The 14,843-nt window shown below is 64.7% G+C and carries 14 protein-coding genes; 12 read left to right on the top strand and 2 right to left on the bottom strand.

What is annotated here, in order from left to right; all coding sequences use genetic code 11:
* Positions 1 to 58: 58 nt before the first annotated feature.
* Positions 59 to 520 carry a pyridoxamine 5'-phosphate oxidase family protein gene (locus tag NO877_RS12685; protein ID WP_256396720.1) on the bottom strand — a complete coding sequence of 154 codons (462 nt, stop codon included), beginning with the start codon at positions 518 to 520 and terminating at the stop codon, positions 59 to 61.
* A gap of 91 nt (positions 521 to 611) precedes the next feature.
* Here NO877_RS12685 and arcS point away from each other — a divergent pair, with 91 nt between their 5' ends.
* The 11 genes from arcS to tpiA all read left to right on the top strand — a co-directional run bounded on the left by arcS (position 612) and on the right by tpiA (position 12,067).
* On the top strand, positions 612 to 2,369 hold the full coding sequence (gene arcS / locus NO877_RS12680; RefSeq protein WP_256396719.1) for an archaeosine synthase subunit alpha: 1,758 nt from the start codon (positions 612 to 614) through the stop codon (positions 2,367 to 2,369).
* A 76-nt stretch (positions 2,370 to 2,445) separates the two neighbouring features.
* Positions 2,446 to 2,880: a thiol-disulfide oxidoreductase DCC family protein gene (locus NO877_RS12675; protein ID WP_256396718.1), complete on the top strand. Its 435-nt coding sequence runs from the start codon at positions 2,446 to 2,448 to the stop codon at positions 2,878 to 2,880.
* 76 nt (positions 2,881 to 2,956) lie between these two features.
* Positions 2,957 to 5,023: a bacterio-opsin activator domain-containing protein gene (locus NO877_RS12670; protein ID WP_256396717.1), complete on the top strand. Its 2,067-nt coding sequence runs from the start codon at positions 2,957 to 2,959 to the stop codon at positions 5,021 to 5,023.
* Positions 5,024 to 5,538: 515 nt separating this feature from the next.
* A complete protein-coding gene (locus NO877_RS12665) occupies positions 5,539 to 6,615 on the top strand; it encodes an archaeosine biosynthesis radical SAM protein RaSEA (protein WP_256396716.1) in 1,077 nt (358 codons plus the stop codon).
* Positions 6,616 to 6,669: 54 nt separating this feature from the next.
* A complete protein-coding gene (locus NO877_RS12660) occupies positions 6,670 to 7,407 on the top strand; it encodes a fumarylacetoacetate hydrolase family protein (RefSeq protein ID WP_256396715.1) in 738 nt (245 codons plus the stop codon).
* A gap of 99 nt (positions 7,408 to 7,506) precedes the next feature.
* Entirely contained in the window at positions 7,507 to 8,451 is a 945-nt protein-coding gene (locus NO877_RS12655) for a mechanosensitive ion channel family protein (RefSeq protein ID WP_256396714.1), read from the top strand.
* A 79-nt stretch (positions 8,452 to 8,530) separates the two neighbouring features.
* A complete protein-coding gene (gene hisC / locus NO877_RS12650; protein ID WP_256396713.1) occupies positions 8,531 to 9,619 on the top strand; it encodes a histidinol-phosphate transaminase in 1,089 nt (362 codons plus the stop codon).
* A gap of 20 nt (positions 9,620 to 9,639) precedes the next feature.
* A complete protein-coding gene (locus NO877_RS12645; RefSeq protein ID WP_256396936.1) occupies positions 9,640 to 10,158 on the top strand; it encodes an adenylate kinase family protein in 519 nt (172 codons plus the stop codon).
* Positions 10,155 to 10,760: a CDP-alcohol phosphatidyltransferase family protein gene (locus NO877_RS12640; RefSeq protein WP_256396712.1), complete on the top strand. Its 606-nt coding sequence runs from the start codon at positions 10,155 to 10,157 to the stop codon at positions 10,758 to 10,760. Before NO877_RS12645 ends, NO877_RS12640 begins: the two co-directional genes overlap by 4 nt.
* A gap of 59 nt (positions 10,761 to 10,819) precedes the next feature.
* Positions 10,820 to 11,350: a multiprotein bridging factor aMBF1 gene (locus tag NO877_RS12635; RefSeq protein ID WP_256396711.1), complete on the top strand. Its 531-nt coding sequence runs from the start codon at positions 10,820 to 10,822 to the stop codon at positions 11,348 to 11,350.
* Positions 11,351 to 11,422: 72 nt separating this feature from the next.
* On the top strand, positions 11,423 to 12,067 hold the full coding sequence (gene tpiA, locus NO877_RS12630) for a triose-phosphate isomerase (protein ID WP_256396710.1): 645 nt from the start codon (positions 11,423 to 11,425) through the stop codon (positions 12,065 to 12,067).
* A 44-nt stretch (positions 12,068 to 12,111) separates the two neighbouring features.
* Here tpiA and NO877_RS12625 read toward each other — a convergent pair whose 3' ends face one another.
* Complete coding sequence (locus tag NO877_RS12625; protein ID WP_256396709.1) at positions 12,112 to 14,229, bottom strand: helicase HerA domain-containing protein; 2,118 nt, start codon at positions 14,227 to 14,229, stop codon at positions 12,112 to 12,114.
* A gap of 131 nt (positions 14,230 to 14,360) precedes the next feature.
* Between NO877_RS12625 and NO877_RS12620 the strand changes: the two genes are divergently transcribed.
* Positions 14,361 to 14,837 (top strand): DUF5658 family protein, encoded by a 477-nt coding sequence (locus NO877_RS12620; protein WP_256396708.1) that lies wholly within the window; start codon positions 14,361 to 14,363, stop codon positions 14,835 to 14,837.
* The last annotated feature ends 6 nt before the right edge of the window (positions 14,838 to 14,843 follow it).

The following is a 14,843-nucleotide window of genomic DNA, read 5'->3' as shown; positions in this document are numbered from 1 at the left end:
CTGTGGCTACTGTCTTTCAAATAGACCGAAGGAGTCGACCGTCCCGAATAGCCGGCTGCTATCGGGGGTCCTCCGGGACCGAGCTGGCCATTCGCTCACTGAAATCCCACGTGTAGACGCGACTCGGCTCGATCCGAATCCGGACTTCCTCGCGATCCGGCGAGAGCAGTCGGTCGGCGAGCGGCGAGTCGGTGCCACCGAGATAGCGGTCGAGCAGCTCTTTTAAAAGGCTCTTGTCGGAATCCGGCTCGATGCTCGCCGTCCCGTTCCCTCTGACTCCTTTATAAGGTGGCTGGTTGGTCGAGATCTCGAAGGCCACCCGGTCGTCGCCCGCGAGGTAGTCGACGACATCGGCCTCGGCACTGGTTGCACACCACAGCGCCCCGTCGCGGTAGCGGTACCATAGCGAGAGCATCCACAGGGCATCGGCCCGCGTGTGACAGGACAACCGGAGGGGGATCGTCTCGCTGTGTAGGAACGCCTCGGTTCGCTCGCGGTCCCACGCACCAGTCGGCTCCATACCGAGAGTTCGGGCGGCGGCTCGAAAAGCCTCAGGGTTGAGGCGGCCGACAGAAAGCAAGATAGTTGACCCTCGCCTGCCCAGAGTGGGTATGACTGAGTATTTCGAGGTTCTCGACCGGGACGGGGCGGCCCGGCTCGGCGAACTGCGGCTTTCGACGCCGGTTCGGACTCCGGCACTGCTCGACGACGTACTGGCCGACAGCGGGAGCCAGTGGACCGCCGACCAGCCGCTGCCCGAGGGCGACGACGACCGGCTGACGATCCTCCCGCACCGCTCGCTGCCCGCCGGGACGCGCGAGGAGGTCCGCGATGCGTTTGCGACCGAGGCCACCGACGTCGACTTCCCGTCCGCTGCAGTCGTCTCCTCCGAATCTCCCCACGAGCTCGGCGCCGATGCCTACATTCTGAGCGACGCCGCGGGCTTCGTCGGCCACGGCGAAGGCCTTAAAAACGCGATCGTTCGCGCGAAGGACGCGCTTCCGGCCGACACCGCGTTCGTCCTTTCGGGGGTTGCCACGCCGGTCAACGTTGCCACGCTGGTGTATGCGGGCGTCGATGGGGTCGACGCCAAACTGGCGAAAGTAAAGGGCAGCCAGGGAATGTATCTCACGAATGACGGCGAGGCGTTCCTGGAGGACCTCGATGAACTCCCCTGTGCCTGTCCGGCCTGCCAACAGCCGCGCGAGGAGTTCGGCCAGGCCGACTGTATCGACCACAACGTCAACGCCCTGCGCGCCGAACTCCGGCGTGTCAGAGAACGGATTCGGGCCGGTCGGCTCCGCGATTACATCGAGGGCCAAGCCCGCCACGACAACTGGCTGACCGCCGCCTTCCGGGAGTTCGACAGCCAGTACAGCTATCTCGAAACCCGGACCCCAGTAGTCAGAAACAACGAACTCGCCGCAGCCACCAGCGATTCGCTCCGTCGAGTGGAGATCCAGCGCTTTGCCGATCGCGTGACCAGCCGCTACACGAATCGGTTCGACAACCCACTGGTGCTCGTGCCCTGCTCGGCCCGGAAACCCTACAGCGACTCCCAGAGCCACGGCCAGTTCCACGACGTGATCGCCTACCGGGGCCACACCGTCTCGATGACCTCGCCCATCGGCGTCGTTCCGCAGGAACTCGAACTGACCTACCCGGCCCAACACTACGATTCGGTCGTCACGGGCCGCTGGTCTGAAGACGAAAAGGAGTTCGTCGCGGCCGTCCTCCGGCGCTATCTCGACCGCAATGACTACTCGCGGGTGATCGCCCACGTCCCCGAGCATGGCTACCGCGATATCGTCGAGCGCGTCGACACTGACTCGCCGCTGGAGTTCGAGTACACGGTCGACGGCCATCCCACCGCGACCGATTCGCTGGGGAACCTCGCGGCGGCCCTCGATGGTGAACTCAAATACGGCAAACGCGAACGCGAACACAACACGGTCAAAGCCATCGCCGACTACCAGTTCGGTCCCGATGCGGGCGACCAACTGTTCGGCGATATCGAAATCCGGACGACGGGCCGGTATCCCAAACTCCAGGTCCGCGACAACGACGGCGAGCAGCTGGCGACGATGGTCCCGCAGTACGGGATGTTGGCGATGACGCTGACGGGGGCCGATCGCTGGGTCGACAGCGATGCGCCCACGAAGGTCGTCGAGATCGACGGCTTCGTCCCCCACGGCAGTGTGCTCGCGCCAGGTGTCGTCGACGCCAGCGAGTCGATCCGGCCGGGCGACGAGGTCGTGATTCGGGGACCGAAGGCCTTCGGTATCGGTCGTGCCGAGATGAGCGGCTTCGAGATGGTCGAGTCGACGCGTGGGGTCGCCAGCCAGGTCCGACACGTCAGAGAGCGGTAGTCGACCGAACAGGCCTTTATAATCTCAGTCCCAACGTAACCCACAGACAGCCTACCGCATATGACAGGAGCCACCGATGACGACTGCTGAAAAATCACCGATCGACAAGAGCGACGACCATCCGATCCTGCTGTTCGATGGGGTCTGTAACCTCTGTAACGGCGCGATCCAGTTCATCATCCCGCGCGATCCCGAGGGGACGATCAGGTTCGCGCCGCTACAGTCCGATCTCGGCGAAAGGGTCCAGGAGTCCGCGGGACTGTCGACCGACGATCTCGAAACGGTCGTCCTCGTCGACGACGGCATGGCCTACACCAAATCCGACGCGGCGATCCGCGTCGGCGAACACCTCGGCGGCGTCTACCGGCTACTGTCGTTGGGTCGACTGCTTCCCCGTGGCCTCCGTGACCGGATCTACGACTTCGTCGCCGAGAATCGATACGACTGGTTCGGCAAGAAGGACCAGTGTATGATCCCCGACGACGACGTTAGCGACCGGTTCGTCGAATAAGCGACGCGTAACTTCCTGTCAACTCTGATTATAAATAATACAGAACATTAAGTAGCACCGGCCTTAAATAGGGGTCATGTCTCGGTCGATCCGGGTGCTCTACGTCGACGACGATCCCCAATCTCTTGATGTGATTACCAATCGATGTGAAGCGGTCTCGGAGCTCCGGTTCGAAACCGAATCGCGGCCACGGCAGGTCCCAGAGCAGCTCCACGACGATCTCGACTGTCTGATAACCGACTACCGGATGCCGACGATGGACGGGATAGAACTGCTGACGGAGGTGTCACAGCAGCGGCCGGAGCTGCCAATCCTGTTGCTGACGGGCCACGGTGGCGGCGAGATCGCCAGCGAGGCCCTCCAAAAGGGTGCCACCGAGTATATGGAGAAATCGACGGCGATCGAGCAGCCGGATCTGCTGGCCAACCGGGTGCGGAACGCCGTCGAACAGATGCGCCGGGAGAAGACCAACGAGGCGCTGGCGACCGACGCCAACCGGTTTATTCGAGCGACCTCACCCACCGCAGTCTACGAAGCGGCGATCGATCTCACCTGTGAGACGCTGGGCTTCGAGGACGCCGCGGTTATCGAAGCCCGGTCGGACGGCCGCTCGGTCGTCGCCCACAGTGGGCTCGACGGGAGCCTCCGAACCGAGCTGCCGACCGCCGACCCGATGGCGACCGCACTTGCAACCGACGAGCCGGTCGTCGTCGAGCCGGGGACGGTCCCCGGCCTCGACACCGTTAGCTGTTGGATCTCGCTGGGGAACCACGGCGTGTTGGTCGGCCGAACCGCCGGGACCGACGCGATGGTCGACTACCTGCGGGACGGTATCCTGATCGTCGCGACCAACGCCGAAAGCGCGCTGACCCGGCTCGAACAGGCCGCCCTGCTCGACGAGCGGAAACGCGAACTCGAACGCCAGCGCACGGAGTTGGCCTCGCTGCGACAGACAAACGAGGTAATCCGGTCGGTCAACCGGGCGATCACGAGCGTGAGCTCCCAGCGGGAGATCGAGCGGCTGGTCTGCGAGCGGCTCGTCGGCGAGGATCGCTACGCCTACACCTGGATCGGCGAGTACGATCTCGAAACCGACCGGCTCACCCCGCGGGCGAAAGCCGGACTCGGGGCCAACGTCACCGTCGACTCGCCGATCTCGTTGGCCGACCGCTACAGCGCCGAGACGCTCGAAACAGTCATCGATCGCCGACAGGTGGCCGTCGAAACACCCGACAAGACCGACTCCGAGACGAGCCTCAGATACGTGACCGATCCCGAGACGGAGGCCGACGGCGGGACGTCGGTGCTGGTGCCGATCACGCACAACGAGATCCTCTACGACGTGTTGATCGTGTATGCCGCCGACAGCGCCGCTGTCGGCCACCGGGAACAGGACGTGCTGGCCGAACTCGGCGAAACCATCGGCTATGCGCTGCGGACGGCCGAACAGCGCCGCGCGCTCGTCGGCGATGCCGACACCGAGGTCGTCTTCGAGATCGACTGCCAGCGGGACCATCTCGTCGAGCTCTCGACGGCCGCCGACTGTACGCTCTCTATCGAGAGCCTGAGCACGCGGTCGGACGGACGGCTCCGGCAGTTCGTCTTCGTCGAGGAGGCCGACCCGACCGATTTCATCCAGGAGGCCGAGCGGATGGGGATCGACGAACCGACCGTCCTGGTCGAACGGGAGGACTGCTTCGTGGCCACGCTGACGACCGACGGTAGCCCGGTGATCGACTGTATCGCCGACCAGGGTGTCTCGCTCACGGAGTTCCGCGCCGCCGAGGGACGTGGCACGGTCTCGATGACCGTCCCGGATACGACCGACGTGCGGACGCTGGCCGAACTGTTCGAGTCGACGTTCACCGCGGCGGAGCTGCGGGCCAAACGCCAGCTCGATTCGACCGCCGACACCCCACAGGGGTTCCGTGAACAGCTCGAAGAAACCCTCACCGACCGCCAACACGAGACGCTCCAGGCGGCCTACCACGCGGGCTTTTTCTCGTGGCCGCGGGACAACACCGGCGAGGCGATCGCCGACCGGCTCGGCATCGCCGGACCGACGTTCCTCCAGCATCTTCGGGCCGGAGAACGGAAGCTGCTCGAAGCCCTGTTCGAACAGGAACAGCCGGTGTATTCGTGAGCACGTTCTCGAACAGCCGGTCGACTCCTACCCCTGTGATCGATATTGGACAGTAACCTATTCACATAGGTATCTTTACGCTCTATATCCTATAATGATAGGTATAAGTGTTATTTATACACCGGTATTCTAAGGGAATGTGTCACAGCCGACGGTGAGCACCCGGCCGCAGACGAACCGTCTGCGGTCATGCTCCCGCCGGTCGGTCGACACAGCTAGTCCCACACCACAGCGGTGACAGTTTGCTACGACTGTCACTATCCCACCACGGTGACAGCCCCACCACGTCTGTCACCCTTCGACTGTGGTGACAGCCCCACCACGACTGTCGCCACACTCCCCCCGCTGTCGCAGACGGCCCTCCACGCAGACATTGCGGATACGTGCCGCTGACGTTGCTACACTGACAGTGCTCCGCTCAGGGACGTTGCTGTCGACCAGTAAAAACGGGTATTTGCTGTCGCAGGTCGGTCGACTGCGATGCGGTTTTACCACTCCCGCGAGTAGCACCGCCAATGAGCAAGCCGAGCCCCGAAGTCTACGAGGACGGGCGCGGGATGGACGCACACAATTCGGTGATGCGCGAGATCCGCGGCCTCAAGGAGAAACACTACGACCCACACGAGCCGACCCGCGTCTGGGTCGACGAGGACAATACGCCGGGCGGCGTCTACGAGTCGCTGACGATCATCCTCAACACCGGCGGCTGCCGGTGGGCCCGCGCTGGCGGCTGTACGATGTGCGGCTACGTCGCCGAGAGCGTCGAGGGCGGCACCGTCGAACACGAGGCACTGATGGACCAGATCCAGGCCTGTCTCGATCACGAAGAGAACAACACCGACGAGCCCGCCGACCTCATCAAGATCTATACCTCCGGTTCGTTCCTCGACGAGCGCGAAGTCCCGGCCGAAACCCGGCGGGCTATCGCCGACACCTTCGGCGACCGCGAACGGATCGTCCTGGAATCCCTCCCGGATTTCGTCGACCACGACAAACTCACCGATTTCACCGACCACGGCCTGGACGTCGACGTGGCAGTCGGTCTCGAAACAGCGACCGACCGCATCCGTAAGGACTGTGTCAACAAGTACTTCGAATTTTCGGATTTCGAGGACGCCTGCGCCACTGCTGAGGAGGCGGGTGCTGGTGTCAAAGCCTACCTGCTGATGAAGCCGCCGTTCCTCTCGGAGCGCGAAGCACGGGACGACATGGTCGAATCGATCCGCCGCTGTGCCGACGTCGAGGGCTGTCACACGGTGTCGATGAATCCCTGTAACGTCCAGCAGTACACGATGGTCAACGAGCTCTTTCGGGAAGGAGGGTACCGCCCGCCGTGGCTCTGGTCGGTTGCGGACGTCCTGGAGCGAACAGCAGACGTTGAAGCCATCGTCGTCTCGGATCCGGTCGGCCACGGCTCGGACCGCGGGGCCCACAACTGCGGGGAGTGCGACGACCGAGTACAGAAGGCGATCAAGGACTTCGATCTGCGACAGGACGAGAGCGTCTTCGGCCAGGTCGAGTGTGACTGCGAGCGAACCTGGGAGCTCGTCATCGAGGAAGAGACGAGCTACGCGATGCCGCTGGCTCGGTAGCCGATCCGCCAAACGCTGGCAAACGCTTTTATCCGCTGGACGGAACGTCGGTGTATGAAGTACGTCCGCTTCCGTGACCCGGCTGGCTCGGTTCGACGTGGCAGGCTCGATGACGGTACAGTACAGTTCGGTGATGAGAGCTACGAACAGGACGCCGTCGACGTGCTCCCGCCCTGCGAACCCACCAAAATCGTCTGTGTCGGGCTCAACTACGCCGACCACGCCGCCGAACGCGACAGCGAACTGCCGGATCGACCGCTGCTGTTTTTGAAGACCCCGAACACCGTCTCGGCACACGGCGATACGGTAACGCTCCCAGCAGGCAAGGAGCGCGTCGACTGGGAGGCCGAACTCGCGGTCGTCATCGGCGAGCAGTGCCGGAACGTCGACGCCGAGGATGCGATGGACGTCGTCGAGGGGTATACCTGCCTCAACGACATCTCGAACCGGGACGACCAAGACACCGAGCAGAACTGGGTCCGCGGCAAGGCCTTCGACAACGCCGCCCCGATGGGCCCGGTCGTGGCGACGCCCGACGAGGTGCCGGAGGACGCGAGTATCGAACTCCGGGTAAACGGCGAGACCAAGCAGGACTCCTCGATCGACCAGTTCATTTTCTCGGTGCCGGAGCTGATCGCCGAGATCACGACCCACCTCACCCTCGAAGCGGGGGACGTGATCTCGACGGGGACGCCTGCGGGCGTCGGCCCGCTGTCGGACGGCGACCATGTCGCCGTCACAATCGAGGGGATCGGCACGCTGGAACACGACGTTCGGGCATCCAGCCGGTAGGATCGACCGGTAGGTGACGACTACGCGGCCGGTAGTCGACGACTATTGATCGGTAGCTGGACAGTAACCCTGTCCCGCTCCGGGCAAATCGGTCGACGTATGTTCCGGTTCCTGCAGAACTCGCTGGGGCAGTTGCTACCCGAAGCCCTGCAGACGGGTGGCCCGGTAGTCGTCGCACTACTGATCCTCATCGTCAGTTGGTACGGCGGCAAAGCCCTCGCACGAGCGACCCGTCCAGGACTCGTCGCTCATCTCCAGCGCGTCAGCGTCGCCGAGACGATCCTCGGCGTGTTGCGGGCGGTCGTGATGGTGTTCGCCTTATTTACGGTAGCCAACGTCTTCGGCTACGAACCCGAAAACATCCTGCTGTCGGTCACCGTGCTGACCGCGGCGATCGCCTACATACTCGCGCCGCTGCTCGGGAGCCTCATAAACGGTCTGTTCGTGCTGGTCAATCGCCCCTACGAGGTCGGCGATATGATCGAACTCGAAGACACCGACCAGTTGGGGTACGTCAGGGAGATCACCCTCCGGTACACCAAGGTCCACACCCTCGAAAACACGACGCTTGTGATCCCCAACGATTCCATTCATCGGCGGGACGTGATCAACTACAGCGAGGACGACGAACGATCGTGGCTCTCGGTCGAGCTGACGGTCACCTACGAGAGCGATCTGGAGGCGGCCTGTGACCGCCTGGAGGCCGCGGGTCGGAGCGTCGACGAACTGGTCGACGGCGGGCCCGCGATACGGATGGGCGGCCAGAAGTATCCCGCCGCTCCGACCGCCTTCGTCACCGCCTTTGGTGACCACGGGGTCGCTATCGAACTCCGGTTTTGGGTCTTCGAACCCTATCACCCGACACGGGTGCAGTCGAAGGTGTTCCGCCGCATCCAGGAGGAACTCGCGGGAACCGAGATCTCGCTTGCCTATCCGCGGACCCACCACGTCTTCGACGAGACGAGCGGCCGGGCCGCCGTCTCCCTCACTGACGAGGAGCCGTGGGCCGGGCAGTCCGGGCGATCCGAACATCGATCCCGCTAACATCGAGACCGAACGGCACAGCCACGCGCCACAGGGACGTGTAATCACGCTTAAGGGCTGGCGTCTGCTTCTCACGACCATGCAACCACGGGATCTCTCCGCGACCAGCCCGTACGTGCCGGGCCGGGGGATCGAGGAGGTCGCCCGCGACCTCGGGCTCGACCCCGACGAGCTGATCAAACTCTCCTCGAACGAGAACCCCCACGGCTCCAGTCCGAAGGCCGTCGACGCGGTCACTGACCGAGCCAAGGAGGGCCTGCACGTCTACCCGAAGGCCGCCCACACCGATCTCACCGAAAAGTTGGCCGACAAATGGGACGTGGCCAGCGAGCAGATCTGGGTCTCGCCGGGGGCCGACGGCGCGATCGACTACCTCTCGCGAGCCATGCTCGACCCCGGCCAGTCGGTGCTCGTCCCCGAACCGGGCTTTTCCTACTACTCGATGAGTGCCCGTCACCACCACGGCGAGGTCTCGACCTACGAGCTCTCGAAGGACGACGGCTTCAGCCAGACCGCGGATCTCGTCCTGGAGGCCTACGACGGCGAGCGGATCGTCCATCTCACCTCGCCGCACAATCCAACCGGCAGCGAGTGGACCCGCGCAGAGATCACGACGCTCCTGGAGGCCGTCGACGACCACACCCTCGTCGTGGTCGACGAGGCCTACGGCGAGTACTCCGAGCGGCCGAGCAGCATCGAGCTGGTCGATGACTACGACAACGTGGCAGTGCTCCGAACCTTTTCGAAGGCCTACGGGCTCGCTGGCCTGCGGATCGGCTACGGAGTTGTGCCGCAAGCGTGGGCCGACGCCTACGCGCGCGTCAACACCCCCTTCGCAGCCAACGAACTCGCCTGTCGGGCCGCACTGGCCGCACTGGACGATGACGACCACGTCGACCAGTCGGTCGAGACCGCCCGCTGGGCACGCGACTATCTGGCCGAAAACCTCGATGCCCCGACCTTCGAGAGCGCCGGGAACTTCGTCCTGGCCGATGTGGGCGATGCGAGCGGCGTCGCCGAGCGCAGCCAGGCCGAGGGCGTCATCATCCGCGACTGCAGTAGCTTCGGGCTGCCGGGCTGTGTGCGGATTTCCTGTGGCACCCGTGAGCAGACGAAGACGGCCGTCGAGACGCTCAACGGAATCTTGGCCGAGGTGGCGCCGACGTGACCGACGACAGCGCGGACCCACTGCGGATCGCCGTGACTGGCACGCCCGGCACCGGGAAGACGACGGCCACCGAGGCGCTGGCCGACCGCGGCGTCGACACCCCCATTATCCACCTCAACGACGAGATCAAGAGCCACGACCTGTGGACCGAACGCGACGTCGACCGCGACTCGCTGGTGACCGATATCGAGGCCGTCCGGTCGCATCTCGGCGAGTGGGACGGCGTCCTCGAATCCCATCTCGCCCACCACTTCGCAGCCGACCGCGTCGTCGTCCTTCGGTGTGGGCCAGCCGAGCTCGAATCCCGGCTCGAAGCACGCGGCGACCCGCCGGAAAAGGCACGGGAGAACGCCGAAAGCGAGGCGCTGGATGTCGTGCTCTCGGAAGCCGTCGAGGAACACGGCCCCGAGGCTGTCTATGAGATCGACACTACCGACCGCAACCCGGAGGCGGTCGCCGACGATATTGCTGCGGTAATTGCGGGCGAGCGTGAGCCGAGTGCGGGCGAGGTCGACTTCACGGAGTATCTGCTGCCATGACGCTCGACAAGTTCCGCCCGCTGGCCAACCGGGTGCTCGCGCCCTTTGTCAGTGCCGCTGACAGCCTCGGCCTCTCGCCCAACAGCGTCAGCGTGCTCTCGCTGGGCGTCGCGGGAGCCGCCGCGGCTGCCTTCGTCGCCGGAACGCCACAGTGGTACGCCGTCGGTGGCCTCTTGGTCCTGCTTAATGGGTGGCTGGATCTGGTCGACGGCGCACTCGCCCGCAGGCAGAACGCTGCCTCCGACGGCGGGGATCTCCTGGATCACGTCATCGACCGCTACGCCGACCTGATCATCATCGGCGGACTGGCCGCGGGCGTCGACAGCTTCGCCCTCGGGTTCGTGGCCGTCACTGGTGTCCTCATGACCTCGTATTTGGGGACCCAGATTCAGGCAGTGGGTCTCGGGCGGGCCTACGGTGGGCTTGTCGGCCGGGCCGACCGGCTTGTGTTGATCACGATCGCCGGGCTCGTCGCCGCGGTCGTTACCGGGCCGCTGGTCGCGGGGTACGGCGTGATCGAACTGCTGTTGGTCTTCTTCGCGGTTGTCGGGCATCTGACCGCCCTCCAGCGGTTCTGGGGCGCGTGGTCGGATCTCGACTGAGGGCGGCGAGTCTGGTCGGCGGCGTATGGTTTATACCGGGGCGAACGCTACCCGTGAGTATGCCCCAATGTGAGATGTGTGGTGCCGACGAGACGTCGCTCACCACCACGAAAGTCGAGGGTGCGGAACTGGAGCTCTGCGAGAACTGCCAGGGGTTCGGAACGACCGTCGAAACCCAGGAGTCCTCGTCGAGTACCAGCAAGTACTCCACGTCGTCGAGCAGTGGCACCTCGGGCTCCTCGGGCGGCGCGACCGGGGGATCGACGGGATCGGGCGGCTCGACGCGGCGCAAGAAGGACATGTTCGACGACATGGACGAACTCGCCGCCGACTACGACGACCGCATTCGGGAGGCACGCGAGTCCGAGGGCCTCACACAGGAGGAACTCGCCGACGACCTCAACGAGAAGGCGAGCCTGATCCGCAAACTCGAACGCGGCGACATCCTCCCGAGCGACGAGGTCCAGACCAAACTCGAAAAGAAACTCGAAATATCGCTCATCGAGGGCACAGACGTCGACGACACCGAGTGGTCCAGCGGCTCCGGCCAGTCGATGACCCTCGGCGACGTGGTCGAACGGAAAGACTAATCCCCGAATCGGGGGCCCAATCGATTGCCTCGAAACTGAAGCTATTTGTCGGGGGCGACTCGTTGTATGGGTATGTTCATCTTAGTGAACCTCAAGGCGTATCCGTGTGATCCAATTGCCGTCGCCGAAGCTGCCCACGAGGTAGCCGAGGAATCGGGCGTCCGCATCGCTGTCTCGCCGCAGGCCTCCCAGATCAGCGCTGTCGCCGAGACCGGCGTCGAAACGTGGGCCCAGCACGTCTCGCCCAACCAGTACGGTAGCTTCACTGGGAGTACGCTCGCCGAGGCCGCCGCCGAGGCCGGTGCGGTCGGCACGCTGATCAACCACTCGGAGAACCGCCTCAAGCTCGCCGATATCGATTCCTCCGTGCAGGCTGCCGAGCGGGCCGGGCTCGAAACCTGTGTCTGTGGGAACAACCCGCGACAGATCGCGGCCGTTGCCGCCCTCGGCCCCGACTCGGTGGCCGTCGAGCCGCCGGAGCTCATCGGCGGCGACGACTCGGTTGCGACCGCCGATCCCGACATCGTCGAAGACGCCGTTGCGGCCGCCGAAGGCGTCGACGAGTCCGTCGAGGTCTACTGTGGTGCGGGCATCTCGACCGGCGAAGACGTAATTGCCGCCGAGGAACTCGGCGCGGAGGGCATCCTGCTGGCCAGCGGCGTCGCCAAAGCCGACGACCCGAAAGAGGCCCTCGAAGACCTCGTCTCCGGGCTCTAAATCGGTCGCCACCAGCGAGGTACAGCCACTCAGCTCCCGATATTTTAAAAGCCGAACACACCTTCGGAGTCGCTGGGCTCCTCGGGGGTCTCGCTGTCGCCATCCCGCGGGTCGGCGACCGACTCGCGGAACGCGGCCTCGATCGATTGGACCATCGAGGCGACCGCTTCGTCATCGAGCTGGTAGGCGTAGGCTTCGCGGATCAGTTCCGGGACGGCGTAGGCGTAGCGCCCGCGGCCGACGTGGCGGATCAGCTGGGCCTGCCGAAGCGGTCGGTTGCGGCTGTAGGCGAGCTGTTGGTCGTCGTCGCCGCCAGCGGCGTCGTGGGCGGTTCGGGGATCGCTCTCGCCCGCCTCGCGGTAGTGTCTGAGCATTCCGACCGAGTGGTCGGGCAGCTCCTCGATCCGCTCGCGGAGTTCGTCGACAACCGCATCCCGTGTCCCGAGTTCGACCGCCTCGGCGAACTGCATGGCCTCCTCGGCGATCTCCTGGCGGGTGACGGTGCCGAACTCCGCCTCCTCTTTGGGTGTCGTTCGCTCGGCCTCGCTCGGGCCACTGACCTGACTCGGATCGACCGGCCCGGGGTCGATCGGCGCGCCACCGGCCGAGCCGTTGAACGCCGCCTCGTCGTCCAGCGCTTCGAAGCTCGCCTCGTCGTCCGGTGTCCCCTCGGGTGGCTCACCCGCCGACGCATCGTCGCTGTCGGCGAACGGCGAGACGCCATCCGGCCCGTCGAACACCCCCGAGCGCAGCGCTTCGACCGGATCGGTCGGGATCTTCTCGCCGTCGGCCGTTTCGGCCCTGTCGTCGGTCGGCGCCGACCCGTCATCGGTTGTCGTCGTGTCGGTTGTATCGGTGCCGAGAGCCGCCATCGGGTCGTCGGCCACCGGTTCGTCGGTCGGTGCGGCTGACTCGCTCGGCGTGGCCGGAGTCTCGCCTGAGTCAGCCTCCTCGCGGTCGGGTTCGGCCTCGGCGATCAGCGGATCGAATCCTGGAGCAGTCCCGTCGGCTGACGAGTCGTCGGTCGATCCGCCGGGCTGGTAGTCGTCGATATCGGCCTGCTCGGCTGGGCGGTTGAGGTTTCGCCCCTGGCCGCCGCGGTGGGGGGCCTCCGACCGCTGGAGCAGCGCCTGGGCGAACTGGTCGGCCATCCGGCTCAGGTCGCGGGCCTCTTCGAGTTCCTGCTCTAACTGTTGGATTCTGGCGTCCTTCTTCTCCAACTCCTGTTTGAGGTCCGCGATCTCGCTCTCGCGGCGCTCTTTTTCGTCCGATATCTCGGTGAGTTCGGAGACCAGATCGCCGCTGACGGATTTGAGTTCCGGCCGTTCGAAGTCTTCGAGCCCTGGCGTCGCCCCGGCGTCGAACGTTCGCTTGCGGTGGAACTGCACCCGCTGGATGTCGCTGGCCCAGTCAGCGACTAAGAAGCCCTCGCCGTCGCCCATCTCCTCGATGGCGTCGGCGTACTCCGAGCCGAGGATGCGGCCGACGACCTTGGTGTCGTTCCGCCAGGTCAGCCGGTGCCAGACGAGCCAGTCGCACTGCGTGATGAAGTCCTTTTTGACATCCGCCGGGCGCTGGCTGATGCCGACGATTCCAAGGCCGTGTTTCCGGCCCCGCTTGCCGATCTTGATCAGCATTTTCCCGGCTTCGCCCATCCCGCTCTGTTCGGGGATGTACTCGTGGCACTCCTCGATCACGACGAGGAACGGTTTTTTGAGCTTCTTTTCCTTGGCGAAGAGGTGGCGTGTCGTCTCTAAGACCAACTCGTCGGCATCGTCGTCGTCGAGATAGCCCGAGACATCCAGGATGATCGGGATGTTCTCTTCGAGCGCAAGCGAGGCGATCTTCTCGGCGTGGTCGGCGGTCACCTGGATGTCGCACTCGTCGTCCGCGCCGACGTGGAGGACTTCGTACTCTTCCTTTAAGCCGTAATACTCGCCGTCGCTATCGACAACGAGGACGGGGAAGTTGTTGTCCAGGAGGTTTTCAAGCATCACCGAGACCGTATTCGATTTGCCGCTGCCGCTTTTGCCGGTCACGAAGCCGCGGCCCGTCAGGATGTCGACAACCGGGAGGTCCACCGGAGTTCCGGCGGCGGTGTCGGGGGCCCCGCCCGGGCCCGAACTGACGTCCGCGACAGTAATCGTCTCTTCGTCACTCATTCAGTTACCTCAATAGATCGGCTACGGCCACATAGTTCCTACCCTCGACTAGTCGGTACGTTGGCCGCTTGTGCTGAACAGTCGAGCCAACGGCCAATACGAGTTACCCGGCGGTGATCGAACCCGATACCGTGGCTGATCGAGCGAGCGTCGACACGGGTTTCGGCCGCTGGCAGTCGACAGGCGTATCGGGCGATTGGATACGGCTCGTGGCGCTTGCGGGACTCTGTCTCGACGCGCTGACGACGTGGATCGTCCTCGGGGCCCCCGGCTACCGCGAGCTCAATCCACTTATAAATGGACTCTGGGACGGCCACCCGCTGTTAGTCGTAGGCTACTTCGGTGGGTTCGGACTCGCCGTCGTGGCGTCGACCTGTCGCCACGGTCGGTTGTCGACGGCGGTGTCGACCTACGTGGTCGTCGTGATGGGCGTCTTCGGTGGGCTCAACAACCTCTCGCTGTTCGCTTTTGGTTCGCCCGCCCCGATCGACCTCGTGACCGCCGCGGTCGGTCTCTCTGGAGGCGCTGTCATCCAGTCGGTCATCCCGGCGTGTGGCCTGCTCACGGCTGCTGGGGTTGTCCGCCTCCGCCACGGCCCACTGCCGTAACCCCGG

Source organism: Halohasta litorea (assembly GCF_024494645.1).
Taxonomy (GTDB): domain Archaea; phylum Halobacteriota; class Halobacteria; order Halobacteriales; family Haloferacaceae; genus Halohasta; species Halohasta litorea.
The sequence above is the reverse complement of the archived record's forward strand: the minus strand, read 5'-3'. Positions and strand labels throughout refer to the sequence as shown.

What these genes read in the sequence shown, in the direction of transcription:
- NO877_RS12685 (WP_256396720.1), bottom strand. Translation starts at nt 520, where the DNA reads ATGGAGCCGACTGGTGCGTGGGACCGCGAGCGAACCGAGGCGTTCCTA.
- arcS (WP_256396719.1), top strand. Translation starts at nt 612, where the DNA reads ATGACTGAGTATTTCGAGGTTCTCGACCGGGACGGGGCGGCCCGGCTC.
- NO877_RS12675 (WP_256396718.1), top strand. Translation starts at nt 2,446, where the DNA reads ATGACGACTGCTGAAAAATCACCGATCGACAAGAGCGACGACCATCCG.
- NO877_RS12670 (WP_256396717.1), top strand. Translation starts at nt 2,957, where the DNA reads ATGTCTCGGTCGATCCGGGTGCTCTACGTCGACGACGATCCCCAATCT.
- NO877_RS12665 (WP_256396716.1), top strand. Translation starts at nt 5,539, where the DNA reads ATGAGCAAGCCGAGCCCCGAAGTCTACGAGGACGGGCGCGGGATGGAC.
- NO877_RS12660 (WP_256396715.1), top strand. Translation starts at nt 6,670, where the DNA reads ATGAAGTACGTCCGCTTCCGTGACCCGGCTGGCTCGGTTCGACGTGGC.
- NO877_RS12655 (WP_256396714.1), top strand. Translation starts at nt 7,507, where the DNA reads ATGTTCCGGTTCCTGCAGAACTCGCTGGGGCAGTTGCTACCCGAAGCC.
- hisC (WP_256396713.1), top strand. Translation starts at nt 8,531, where the DNA reads ATGCAACCACGGGATCTCTCCGCGACCAGCCCGTACGTGCCGGGCCGG.
- NO877_RS12640 (WP_256396712.1), top strand. Translation starts at nt 10,155, where the DNA reads ATGACGCTCGACAAGTTCCGCCCGCTGGCCAACCGGGTGCTCGCGCCC.
- NO877_RS12635 (WP_256396711.1), top strand. Translation starts at nt 10,820, where the DNA reads ATGCCCCAATGTGAGATGTGTGGTGCCGACGAGACGTCGCTCACCACC.
- tpiA (WP_256396710.1), top strand. Translation starts at nt 11,423, where the DNA reads ATGTTCATCTTAGTGAACCTCAAGGCGTATCCGTGTGATCCAATTGCC.
- NO877_RS12625 (WP_256396709.1), bottom strand. Translation starts at nt 14,229, where the DNA reads ATGAGTGACGAAGAGACGATTACTGTCGCGGACGTCAGTTCGGGCCCG.